Below are 12,537 nucleotides of genomic sequence, written 5' to 3' on the forward strand. Positions count from 1 at the left end.
GTTCTGCTATGCTCGGAGGGTCATCCACACTCACTGAAGGCGCATCTCCATGAAATTGAAGTCTCTTGTAACGGCCATTTCCTTCCTGTGCGCCGCCAGCGCGGCGCTGGCGGCGGAGCAGGTGGTCGCCATCCGCGCCGGCAAACTGGTGGACGTGGCCGGCGCCGCCGTGCTGAACGACCAGACCATCGTCATCCGCGGCGAGCGTATCGTCTCGGTCGGCCCCAGCGCCCAGGCCGTGGTCCCGGCCGGTGCGCAGCTGATCGACCTGTCCGGCGCCACCGTGCTGCCCGGCCTGATCGACATGCACACCCACCTGACCGGCGACGCCGCCATCCACGGCTACAACGGCCTGGGCGTCTCCGACACCCGCGCCGCCCTGTACGGCGTGCGCGCCGCGCGCCTGACGCTGGAGGCGGGCTTCACCACGGTGCGCAACGTGGGCGCCAGCGGCTTCGGCGACGTGGCCCTGCGCGACGCCATCAACGACGGCGACTTCCCCGGCCCGCGCATGCGCACCGCCGGCTACGCCATCGGCATCAAGGGCGGCCACTGCGACGAGAACCTGCTGCCGCCGGAAATGAACGTCACCGGTCGCGGCGTGGCCGACGGCCCGTGGGAAGCGCGCGCCAAGGTACGCGAGATGGCCAAGTACGGCGCCGACGTGATCAAGGTGTGCGCCTCGGGCGGCGTCATGTCCAAGGGCGACGAGCCGGGCGCGCAGCAGTACACGCTGGAGGAGATGCAGGCCCTGGTCGGCGAGGCCCACAAGCTGGGACGCAAGGTGGCGGCCCACGCGCACGGCGCCAGCGCCATCCGCGACGCCATCCTGGCCGGTGTGGACTCGGTGGAACACGCCAGCCTGATCGACGACGAGGGCATCAAGCTGGCGCGCGAGAAGGGCACCTACCTGGTGATGGACATCTATAACGATGACTACATCCTGCAGGAAGGCATCAAGGCCGGCATGCTGCAGGAAACCATAGACAAGGAAAAGGTGATCGGCCAGCTGCAGCGCGATAACTTCCGCAAGGCCTACAAGGGCGGCGTGAAAATGGCCTTCGGCACCGATTCCGGCGTCTATCCGCACGGCGACAATGCGCGCCAGTTCGCCTACATGGTCAAGTACGGCATGACGCCCATGCAGGCCATCCAGGCCGCCACCGTCAACGCCGCCGACCTGCTGGGCTGGAAGGATAAAGTGGGCTCCATTGCGGCCGGCAAGTTCGCCGACATCATCGCGGTGCAGGGCGACCCTCTGGCCGACGTCAGCGAATTGACCAGGGTGAGTTTCGTCATGAAAGGCGGCACGGTGATACGCCGTTGAAGGGCCTTAGAACCCGTTTCAAAATGAGCAGGGCTAGGCACGGCGACGAAGACAGTGCGCCTGCACGGCTAGGAGCCGTAACGACGCCATGGTCATTTTGAAACGGGTTCTTAGGGCGGCGCTATCGGCCCGATAGTGATATTTGGTGAGAATCTCGCAGATTTAAATTGCCTTGCTGAAATAAGTCATGGATAATTCCTCACATCGAAAGCAGGTAAAGAAATCGCCGCCTCAATCCCCCGCCGGCCGCCCCGCGCATCACTTTCCCGATCAGCCCGCTTAACCTGCCGGCTCATTGCCTCCCGCTTTCCTCTCCCATTAACAGTTGTACGCGATGCTCGCCGCAGGCGCCGCATGGCGCCCCATAGTTAGGAAAATCATGGATTGGTTCAGGAAATTAAAGGTGGGCACCCAGTTGTCCCTCAGTTTTGGCGCGCTGGTGCTGCTCATGCTGGTCGTGGCCAGCTTTGCGGTGGGCCGCATGTCGTCGATTGCAGACACTTTCAAGGCGCAGGACAAGCTGGTCGACACCAAGCTGGCGCCGCTGTACGTGGCGCGGGAGGCGCTGGACCAGACCGGTCTGGCCGCGCGCAATGCCTATATCTTCAGCGATGCCGCCGATGCGCGCCGCGAACTGGCCATCCTCGATGAACAAAAAGGCATCTATCTGGCGGCGCTGGAAAAAATGACGCCTGATTTTGGCAATGACCCGGCCTTTGCCAAGGTGCGTGCCGGCCTGCTGGAGATGGCCGAGGCGCTCAAGCGCCCGCGCCAGCTGCGCGAGTCCGGCCAGATGGAGGCCTTCGGCCATTTCCTCGTCAATGAGTGCAGCCCGCTGCGGCGCCGCATCGTTGCCGACATCGGCGGCATGGTGGCGCATTTGCAGAAGGAGTCGGACCAGGCCAGCGCGCTGGCCGACGCCAACGCCGAGAGCGCCCAGCGCTGGATCGTGGCCCTGGCTGGCATCACGCTGCTGGCCTGCCTGCTGATCGCCACGCTGTTTACCCGCATGCTGCTGCGCCAGCTGGGCGGCGAACCGGCCTACGCGGCCGACATCGCCGGCCGCATCGCCCAGGGCGATCTGGCGGTCGAGGTGCAGCTCAAGGACAACGACCAGGGCAGCCTGCTGCAGGCAATCAAGACCATGCGCGACAACCTGGCCCGTATCGTCGGCCAGGTGCGCCAGGGCACGGACTCCATGGCGTCGGCCTCCGCCGAGATCGCCGGCGGCAACCAGGAACTGTCGGACCGCACCGAGCACCAGGGGCAGGCGCTGTCGCGCGTGGCGGCCGCCATGGAAGAGCTGACCTCCGCGGTGCGCCAGAACACCGGCAATGCACAGCAGGCCAACGGCCTGGCGCAGACGGCGTCCCAGGTGTCGGAACAGGGCGGCCGCGTGATGGCTCAGGTGACCGAAACCATGGACTCGATCAATGCCTCCTCGAAGAAAATCACCGACATTATTTCCGTCATCGACGGGATCGCCTTCCAGACCAATATCCTGGCCCTGAACGCGGCCGTGGAGGCGGCGCGGGCCGGCGAGCAGGGACGCGGCTTCGCCGTGGTCGCTTCCGAGGTCCGCACCCTGGCGCAGCGGTCGGCCACGGCCGCCAAGGAAATCAAGTTGCTGATCGACGATTCGGTACGCCAGGTCGGCACCGGCGCCGAGCTGGTGGCGCAGGCCGGGACCACCATGCATGCCGTGGTGGACAGCGTCAAGCGCGTCACCGGCATCATGGGGGAGATCAGCTCGGCCAGCGTCGAGCAGACCCGGGGTATCGAGGACGTCAACGGTGCGCTGGTGGAAATGGACAGCATGACCCAGCAGAACACGGCGCTGGTGGAACAGGCCACGGCCGCTGCGCAGGAATTGCAGGACCAGGCCGCCGGCCTGGCCGGACTGGTGGGCGTGTTCAAGCTGGATGCCTCCGGGCCGGCCCGCGCCGCACCGCGCGGGCAGCTGCGGCTGGGCGCCAACGGCTAGCCAAGGATGGCGGCCGCGCCCGCAAGGGGAGTCGGCAAGAGTAGTGCGCAGGAGTAGTCCGGAGGGGGAGTCTGCTACGGCGCCCGTGGTGCGGCGCTGACTATCGGCAGCCTGGCGCTTGCCGCGCGGCCCAGGCATGGGTAGCATGGCAGGCTACTTTCCTGGAGCCGCCGCATATGGATAACACACGCACCACCCCGCGCTGGGGCATGGCACTGGACCTGGAGCGCTGCATAGGCTGCCACGCCTGTTCCGTAGCCTGCAAGGTCGAAAACTCGGTCTCGCTGGGCCATTTCCGTACCAAGGTCTATTACTACGACTACCCTGCGCTCAATCCGTACAACCACAAGCCGACCACGCGGCGCGCCTTCCTGCCCGCCCTGTGTATGCAGTGCGCGGACGCGCCCTGCCTGGAGGCCTGTCCCAATGACGCCATCGAACGCGGCCCCGATGGCGTGCTGCGCATCCTGGAATCCGAATGCGACCGTAGCAGGGATTGCATCAAGGCCTGTCCCTATGGCGCCATTCATATCGATCCGGTGGCGCAAATCGCCGACAAGTGCGATTTCTGCAGCCACCGGCTGGACGCCGGCATGGAGCCGGCCTGCGTGGAAGCCTGTCCCGGCGGCGTGTTCGCCTTCGGCGACCTGAACGTCCCGGATAGCCCGGTCAGCACCTTCCTGGCGCGCAGCCGCGGCCAGCTGTCGGTGCTCAAGCCGGAGGAAAAGACCCTGCCGCAGGTGCAGTACCGCGGCCTGGGCGGCGTGGTCCCGCGCGAGATGGAACGCAAGCTCCCCAAGGGCCGCAACCACGAGCCGGAATCCTACGAGGCCGATACCTGGACGCGGCTGCCCGCAGGGAAGGGGCGCTGACATGGACCGCAGGACTTTTTTCAGGAGCGGCATGGCCGCCATGGCCGGCCTGGGGCTGGGGGAGCTGATCTCGCTGGCGCCGGCCGCCGCCATGAACTACCGCGCGCTGCCGGACGGCGTCCGGCGCAAGGTGCGCAATGACTACCGCAAGGCGCGCCGGGTCGCCACCGTGTGCCTGAACTGCTCCACCGTGTGCGGCATCGAGGCCTTCGTCGACAATGGCAAGGTGATCAAGATACGCGGCAATCCGCTCGACCCCAACATGGGCAGCCACATGACCTGCGCCAAGGGCCAGTCGGCGCCCACCATCAACGATTATCCGGAGCGGCTGCTGTATCCGCTCAAGCGGGCCGGGGCGCGTGGCCAGGGCCTGTGGAAGCGCATCAGCTGGGACGAGGCCTATGATGACATCGCGGCCCGCATCCGCGCCTGCGTGGAGGCCGGGCACCCGGAGTGGGTGGCGCTGCACCAGGGCCGTTCGCGCATCGACGCCGAGATCAACCGCTTCCTGTCCGCCATCGGGTCGCCGGTGCAGCTGAACCACCGGGCGCTGTGCTCGTCCAACAAGCGCGCCGCCAACTACGTGTCGCTGGGCGACACCGACTGGGAATCCATCGACGCCGAGCGCTGCCGCTACTTCCTCAACTTCGGCTCCAATTTCTACGAGGCCCACCAGGGCGGCCTGCACCTGGCCAGCCGCGTGGTCAAGGCGCGCTTCGACCATGGCGCCAAGCTGGTCACCTTCGACGTGCGCCTGTCCAACACGGCCGGCCGCAGCGACGAATGGCACCAGCCCTTCCCCGGCACGGAGGGCGCGCTGGCGCTGGCCATGGCGCATGTGATCGTGCGCGAGAACCAGGTGGACCGCGAATTCATCGAGCGCTACGTGCAGCCGGGGCTGGACACCATACGCGCCTGGCTGAAGGACTATACGCCAGCCTGGGCGGCCGGCCTGTCGGGCATCGCCGCCGCCGACATCGAGCGGCTGGCGCTGGAGTTCGCCGCGCGCCGCCCTGCGGTGGCCGCCTTCAGCAACCGTGGCACGGGCGCCCACTACAACGGCTTCAACGCCGAACGCGCGGTGGTGATGCTCAACGCGCTGGTGGGATCGGTGGGGCGTCCGGGCGGCTATTGCTACGGCCTGGACGAGAAGCTGTCGGCCGAGCGCTATCCGCTGCCGCAGCCGGCGCCGCCGGCGCCCAAGGTGCGCACCGACCTGGAAGACCCGCCGGAATGGCCGCTGGCCAACCGCTGGCAGAAGATGAAGGTGGGGCAGGTGGTGTACGATTACCTGCGCCAGGGGCGCGCCAGGCTGGAGGTCTACCTCAGCTACACGCTGGCTTCGCCCATGACCTGGCCGGAAGGGCGCTCCACCACGGTGGAGGTGCTCAAGGACGAGAAGCTGATCCCCTTCCACGCCTGCTCGGACATCATTTATTCGGAAACCGCGCACTACGCCGACCTGATATTGCCGGACGCCGCCTTCCTGGAGCGCTGGGGCATGGACATCCGCAACAACCTGGAACTGCAGCACTACGTCACGCTGCGCCAGCCGGTGGTGGCGCCGCCGGGCGAGGCGGTCAGCTTCGCCGACAGCCTGTTCGAGATCGGCCGCCGCCTGGGGCCGGACCAGGCCAGGTATTTCCAGTTCGGCAGCCACCAGGACTTCGTGCGCACCCAGTGTTCCAGGCTGCCCACCAGCGGTCCCGATGGCAGGCAGTTCAAGGATGGCTTCGAGTACATGAAGCACTACGGGGTGCACGTGGACCGCTCCGCGCCCAAGGCCTTCGAGGTGTTTGCCAGGCCGCTGCCGGCCCGGGCGCTGGAGGGCGCGCGCACCGACGCCGCCAGCGGCGTGATCTACCGCGCCAACGACAAGGGCAAGGAAGTGGCCATCGGCCTGATGGCTGGCGGGACGGCGGTGCGCGGCTTCGCCACGCCCTCGCGCCGCTTCGAAATCCTGGCGCCCGAGGTCAGCGCTGTGGCGCGCAAGCTGTCCATCGAGGATGACGGCATGCCCTCCTACCAGGCCATCCCGTCGCACCGCGACCTGCCTGACGACCGCTACATCCTGACGTCGTTCAAATGGAATGTGCATACGCAGGGCCGCACGGCGTCGCAGAAGTACCTGGCCGAGATCGTGCATGACAACCCGATGTGGATCAACAGCGCCACCGCCCGCAAGCTGCGCCTGAACAATGGCGACTGGGTGGAAGTGACGACCTACCGGCCGCGCTCCGGCGCCGGCGCCGGCCAGCAGGCCTACCGGGGCAGCGGGGAGGCGATCGGATCGGCGCGCCTGCGCGTGCTGGTCACCGACGGCATTCATCCACGCGTGCTGGCGGTGTCCAATTCGCTGGGCTGGATCAGCGGCGGGCGCTCGGCCGAGGGCCGCGCCGGCCGGCGCGCCGAGGCGGCGGCGCACGGCCTGTCCCCCTCGGCCGCGCAGGCCTACGGCGGCGAGCAGCCGGACGACGACCTGAACGCGGGAGTCTGGTGGGACCGCGCCCGGGGCGGACGCGGTAATGGCTACAACATCAACGCCATCCTGCCGATCAACCCGCAGCCGCTGGTGGGCATGCAGGCCTGGTACGACACCGTGTGCTCGCTGCGCAAGGTGTCCGGTCCGGCCTGAGTGGCCGGGAACGCTGGATCAGAGCAGCGATTCGGCGCGCTCTGCCAGGTCGGCCGCGTATTCGGCCTCCACCAGCTCGCGCCGCGCCACCCCGCTGCGCCAGGCGGCGGTGGCGATCTTGGGCGTGACGCCGCCCAGCAGGCGCGGGTCTAGCAGGCCGGGCACGATGTAGTCCTTGCCGAAGCGGGCGTCGCTGCGCGCCATGTCGGCCAGCGCCACCACGCAGGCGCGCTTCATTTCCTGGTTGATGGCGCGGGCGCCGCTGTCGAGCGCGGCGCGGAACAGGTAGGGGAAGCACAGCGCGTTGTTGATCTGGTTCGGGTAGTCGGAACGGCCGGTGGCGATGATGGCGTCCGGCGCTACTTCGCGCACCAGTTCCGGGCGCAGCTCCGGTTCCGGATTGGCCAGGGTGAACACGATGGGCTGAGGCTTCATTTTCTGCACGTCGGCCTGCGACAGCACGCCGGGGCCGGACACGCCCAGGAACACGTCGGCGCCTTCCATCACCTGGGACAGGGTGGTGGCCTCGGTGTCCTGCGCCCATGCGGCTTTTTCGCCGTCCAGCTGGCGCGCGCGGGTCAGCACGCCACGGCTGTCGCAGACGTAGATATTGTCGCGGCGCGCGCCCAGGTCCAGCATCAGTTCCAGGCAGGCGATGGCGGCGGCGCCGGCGCCCGAGCACACGATTTTCACGGTGGAGATATCGCGCCCGCTCATCTCGACCGCGTTCAGCAGGCCGGCGCCGACCACGATGGCGGTGCCGTGCTGGTCGTCATGGAACACCGGGATGGCCAGGCGTTCGCGCAGCTTGCGTTCGATGTAGAAGCACTCGGGCGCCTTGATGTCTTCCAGGTTGATGCCGCCGAAGGTAGGGTGCAGCGAGGCGATGATGTCGACCAGCTTGTCCGGATCGCTCTCGTCGATCTCGATGTCGAAGGCGTCGATGCCGGCGAACTTCTTGAACAGGACTACCTTGCCTTCCATGACGGGCTTGCCGGCCAGGGCGCCGATATTGCCCAGTCCCAGCACCGCGCTGCCGTTGGTGATCACACCCACCAGGTTGCCCTTGGCAGTGTAGTCGTAGGCGCGCGCGGGTTCGCGGTTGATCTCCACGCAGGGCGCGGCCACGCCGGGCGAATAGGCCAGCGCCAGGTCGTCCTGGGTGGCGACCGACTTGGTCACTTCGATGGCGATCTTGCCCGGTGCGCCGGCGCGGTGATAGGCCAGTGCTTTTTGTTCGATGCTGCTCATTGATGGTCCTCGCTGTTCTTTTTGGTAGCTGCTGATACGACAACGCCCGCCCCGGCAGCGGCCGGGGCGAGCGCTGAAAACAACACATTGTAAGATACTTTAAGCCGCTGGTTGAAAATCGTGGCCGGGCGCAGGCCGGGGCGCCGAAGAGGTTGCGCCCGCAAGGCGAAGCGCTGCTACGGCGCCACGGTCACCGGGCAAGGGCCGCTTAGGGGTAGAGGCCGCGGACTTCGCGCGCCTGCAACACGCGCGTGCAAGCGAGGATGAAGGTGGCGGTGCGCAGCGTGACCTTCTTGTCCTGCGCCACGTCCCACACCGCGTTGAAGGCGTCCTGCATGATGCGGGTCAGGCGGGCGTTGATTTCGTCCTCGCTCCAGAAGAAGCTGGAGAAGTCCTGCACCCACTCGAAATAGCTGACCGTCACGCCGCCGGCGTTGGCCAGCACGTCGGGCACGATCAGCACGTCCTTGTCGGTCAGGATGTCGTCCGCCTGCGGCGTGGTCGGGCCGTTGGCGCCTTCCAGGATGATCCTGGTGCGGATGCGCGGCGCGTTGGCGGCCGTGATCTGCTGTTCCAGCGCGGCCGGAATCAGGATGTCCGATTCCACGTCCCAGAAGGCGTCGCGGCCCAGGAAGGCTTCGGCGCCGGCAAAGCCGGTCACGCTGCCGCACTCGGCCACGTGCCGGTGCAGGCGGGCGATGTCCAGGCCGCCCTGGTGCACCACGGTGCCGGTGTGGTCCTGCACCGCGATCACCTTGGCGCCGGCCTCGGCGAACATGGTGGCGGCCACGCCGCCCACGTTGCCGAAGCCTTGCACGCAAACACGCGCACCCTGGATCGCCACGCCGCGCTTGGCGGCGGCTTCGCGACCCACCACGAACACCCCGCGGCCGGTGGCTTCGCGCCGGCCCAGCGAGCCGCCCAGCGAGATCGGCTTGCCGGTCACCACCCCGGTCGACAGGTTACCTTCTATCATGGCGTAGGAATCCATCATCCAGGCCATCACCTGCTCGTTGGTATTCACGTCCGGCGCCGGGATGTCCTTGTTGGGGCCGATGATCAGGCTGATCTCGCTGGTGTAGCGGCGGGTCAAACGCTGCAGTTCGCCGCGCGACAGGGTCTTGGGATCGACCCGGATGCCGCCCTTGGCGCCGCCGTAGGGCACGTTCACGGCCGCGTTCTTGACCGTCATCCAGGCCGACAGCGCCATCACTTCGGACAGGGTCACGTCCTGGTGGAAGCGCACGCCGCCCTTGCCCGGGCCGCGCGACATGTTGTGCTGCACGCGGTAGCCCTCGTAGTGGGCGATGCTGCCGTCGTCGCGCTCGATCGGCACGTCCACGGTCAGGATGCGCTTGGGCCGCTTCAGGGTTTCGACCCAGCGCGACAGGGCGCCCAGGTGCGGCGTGACGCGGTCGATTTGCTGCAGGTAGACGCCCCATGGGCCGAGATCGTCGGCGTTGAGGTAGGAAGGCAGTGCGTGTTGGGTGGTCATGCTATGGCTCCTTGGATACGTGGACCCGCGCGGCTCGTGGCCGCGCCGTGGTGAGCCGAATCATAGGCCGGGAGCCATTTTCACCGCCAATGCTGTGTGCGCATCCAACTATGCATTTCCTGCATAGTTTGTCTTCGAGCTAAGAAACTTCCACAACTGGTCGACGATGGGCTTGGCGCGGCGCTGTTCGCTGGCGCGCTCGCGGTAGAGCCGGATTTCCATCTCGATTTCGCAGCCCGGGGTGCGCTCGTCGGCGCGCGCCAGCTGTTTCGCCTTCAGCTCGCGCAGCACCGCCGATTCGGGCAGGAAGGCGATGCCGTGGCCCTCCAGCGCCATCATCTTCAAGCCTTCGGCCATGTCGGTTTCGTACAGCGGCTCCAGGTGCAGCTGGGTCTTGGTGTCGGCCAGGATCAGGTCCACCATGCGGCCCAGGTAGGCGCTGTGGGTGTACGAGAGGAAGGGCAGCGGGGCGCGTTTGGTGCCGGGCAGCGTATATTCCGGCACGCGGTTGCGGCCGCAGCGGGCGTAGGCGCGCAGCGATTCATGGCCCAGCACCAGCATGTCGTAGCGGCCCGGATCGAGCTGCACCGGCTGGCGTGGATGGTGGTAGCACAGCACCAGGTCGCAACCGCCATCGACCAGCTGCATGACGGCGTCGTGCACGTTGAGCGCCATCAGGCGGCAGCTGATGGGGGCGAAGTCGCGTTCCAGCGCGGTCAGCCATTTCGGCACGAAGGTCAGCGACAGCGTGTGCGGCACGGCGATGTCGATGCTGGTCTGGGCCGCCGCGCGCTTGTTGCGCAGCATGTCGCGCGCGCCGTTGATCTGGGCCAGCATTTCCAGCGCCTGCTCGTAGAACACCACCCCGGCCGGGGTCAGCTTGGTGGGATAGGAGGTGCGGTCCACCAGGTCGGTGCCCAGCCAGCTCTCCAGCGACTGGATGCGGCGCGAGAAGGCTGGCTGGGTCACGTGGCGCAGCGCCGCCGAGCGGCTGAAGTTGTTGGTCTCGGCCAGCGAGATGAAGTCTTCCAGCCATTTGGTTTCCATGCGCGCCTCCTTATTGCGCCTGGCCCGCGCGGATGGCGCGCATGGGCGTGAACAGATAGGCCGACAGCGACAGCAGCACCAGGATCACGCCGCCGCCGGCAAACAGCTGCTCCAGCGATACACGGGTCAGCACCCAGCCGGCCAGCGCGGACGACAACGGCGCCATGCCCATGAAGATGAACATGAAGATGCTCATGGCGCGGCCCATCATGTGGGGCGGCACGCGCTGCTGCAGCCAGGTGAACACGGCCACCTGCACGAAGCCGGTCAGCAGGCCCAGCGCCAGCAGCAGCGCCATGCCCTGCCAGGCCGCATGGATGGCGCCCAGCGGCATCACCAGGAGGCCGGCCACGGCGTCCACCGCCAGTATCATGGTGCCGAAGCCCAGGGCGCGCTGCAGTCCCGCCCCCTGCGACGCCAGCGCCATGCCCAGCAGGGTGCCGGCGCCGTGCGCGCCCATCAGCATGCCCAGCGCCGAGGCCCCGCCCAAGCGCTCGCTGGCCAGGATGGGCAGGGCCACCTGCATGGCGCCGCCGATGAACAGCGTGACCGTGCCCCAGTAGATGAAGCACAGGCGCATGGCGGCATCGTCCCACACCATGCGCAGCCCGGCGCCCACCGAGCGCAGCACGGAGGGCGTATCCTGCGGTTTCGCGGCCAGTTCGGGCACCGTCACCTTGGACAGGGTCCAGGCCGAGACCACGAAGCTCAGGCAGTCCAGGGCAAAAGCCCAGGCCAGGCCGCGCAGGTCGCCACCGGTGCCAGCGCCTGCGCCGCTGCCGTCGCCGGCGACGGCCAGCAGGGCGGCCGCCAGCAGCGGACCGGCCAGCATGGTCAACTGGCGCATGCCCATCAGCATGCCGTTGGCGGCCTGCAGGTTCGCCGGCGCCACGGCGCGCGGCAGGATGGAGGTGCCGGACGGGATGCCGAAGGCCTGCGCCAGTCCCAGCGCCAGGGCCAGCGCATACACGGCCAGCAGCATGCCGTGCGGCGACAGGGCCAGCGAGATGGTGGCGGCGCCGCCCAGCGGGTATTCGGCGCCCGGCCGGTTGGCCAGCAGCAGCGCGGCCAGAATGGCCAGCAGCACGGCGCTGGCGTACTTGGACAGCATCAGCACGCGCTTGGGCGAATAGCGGTCCACCAGGGCGCCGCCGATCAGGATGAAGACGGCGCGCGGGATGGCCATCAGCGCCACCGCCAGGCCCAGGGCCAGCGGATCGCCGGTCAGCCTGAGCACCAGCCAGGGCAGGGCCACCATGGTCAGCTGGTCGCCCAGCATGGAGACCACGCCGCCGCGCATCAGCCACTGGAAGTTGGCGTCGCGCTTGAGATCGGGGCGCGCGGCCGGTTGGGTATCGCTCATGTGGTCCTCAGCTGTTGGCGGCGTTCATGCCGGCGATCAGGCCCAGGGCCTGGCTCAGCGCATCGAATTGGGCGGGCGGGCAGCTGCGCAGCAAGTCCTTGCTGATCTGGTCGGCCACGGTGAGGGCGTTGAGCAGCAATTCCTGGCCGGTGGCCGTGATGGCCGCGTAGCCGACGCGCGCGTCGCGCGGATCCTGCTGGCGCTCGACCAGGCCGATTTTCTCCAGCGGCAGCAGGGAGCGGGTGACGCCGGAGGCGGTCAGGGCCAGGCGCTCGGCCAGGTCGACCCGGCGCAGGCGGCCGCCGGGCGCGCGGTTCAGGTAATACAGCAGCATGAAATCGTTGAAGCTGATGCCGTGGTAGCCGCCCAGCACCTGGTCCAGGCGCCGCACCAGCGTCGCTTGCGCGCGCGCCAGGCGCAGGGTGAATTCCAGGCTGGGGCCGGCGGCGGTGTCGCGTATCTCGCTCATGGCGTCTCCCTTGTATGGTGTTTGATAAATGCTTGAGTGCGCAAGTATATCTTGATAAGAAAGCCGGGCGCAAGCCCGGCTGTGGGATATACGC

At 67.7% G+C, this 12,537-nt stretch carries 9 protein-coding genes; 4 read left to right on the forward strand and 5 right to left on the reverse strand.

Annotation, left to right across the window (positions count from 1 at the left end):
* Positions 1–49: 49 nt before the first annotated feature.
* From ACLB1G_RS26145 to ACLB1G_RS26160, 4 genes are all read left to right on the forward strand, one after another.
* Positions 50–1,327, forward strand: a complete 1,278-nt coding sequence (locus ACLB1G_RS26145; protein WP_491630192.1) for a Xaa-Pro dipeptidase — start codon at positions 50–52, stop codon at positions 1,325–1,327.
* A 379-nt stretch (positions 1,328–1,706) separates the two neighbouring features.
* Positions 1,707–3,311 carry a methyl-accepting chemotaxis protein gene (locus ACLB1G_RS26150; protein WP_491630193.1) on the forward strand — a complete coding sequence of 535 codons (1,605 nt, stop codon included), beginning with the start codon at positions 1,707–1,709 and terminating at the stop codon, positions 3,309–3,311.
* A 176-nt stretch (positions 3,312–3,487) separates the two neighbouring features.
* Positions 3,488–4,183 (forward strand): 4Fe-4S dicluster domain-containing protein, encoded by a 696-nt coding sequence (locus ACLB1G_RS26155; protein ID WP_491630194.1) that lies wholly within the window; start codon positions 3,488–3,490, stop codon positions 4,181–4,183.
* Positions 4,184–4,214: 31 nt separating this feature from the next.
* Complete coding sequence (locus ACLB1G_RS26160; protein ID WP_491630195.1) at positions 4,215–6,818, forward strand: molybdopterin-containing oxidoreductase family protein; 2,604 nt, start codon at positions 4,215–4,217, stop codon at positions 6,816–6,818.
* Positions 6,819–6,836: 18 nt separating this feature from the next.
* Here ACLB1G_RS26160 and ACLB1G_RS26165 read toward each other — a convergent pair whose 3' ends face one another.
* From ACLB1G_RS26165 to ACLB1G_RS26185, 5 genes are all read right to left on the reverse strand, one after another.
* Positions 6,837–8,069: a malic enzyme-like NAD(P)-binding protein gene (locus tag ACLB1G_RS26165; protein WP_491630196.1), complete on the reverse strand. Its 1,233-nt coding sequence runs from the start codon at positions 8,067–8,069 to the stop codon at positions 6,837–6,839.
* A 208-nt stretch (positions 8,070–8,277) separates the two neighbouring features.
* Positions 8,278–9,564, reverse strand: a complete 1,287-nt coding sequence (locus tag ACLB1G_RS26170) for a Glu/Leu/Phe/Val family dehydrogenase (protein WP_491630197.1) — start codon at positions 9,562–9,564, stop codon at positions 8,278–8,280.
* 108 nt (positions 9,565–9,672) lie between these two features.
* On the reverse strand, positions 9,673–10,611 hold the full coding sequence (locus tag ACLB1G_RS26175; protein ID WP_491630198.1) for a LysR substrate-binding domain-containing protein: 939 nt from the start codon (positions 10,609–10,611) through the stop codon (positions 9,673–9,675).
* A gap of 10 nt (positions 10,612–10,621) precedes the next feature.
* On the reverse strand, positions 10,622–11,974 hold the full coding sequence (locus tag ACLB1G_RS26180) for an MFS transporter (RefSeq protein WP_491630199.1): 1,353 nt from the start codon (positions 11,972–11,974) through the stop codon (positions 10,622–10,624).
* A gap of 7 nt (positions 11,975–11,981) precedes the next feature.
* Positions 11,982–12,443, reverse strand: a complete 462-nt coding sequence (locus tag ACLB1G_RS26185; protein ID WP_491630200.1) for a MarR family winged helix-turn-helix transcriptional regulator — start codon at positions 12,441–12,443, stop codon at positions 11,982–11,984.
* Positions 12,444–12,537: the final 94 nt, after the last annotated feature.

The sequence above is a fragment of the Duganella kummerowiae genome (assembly GCF_053572355.1).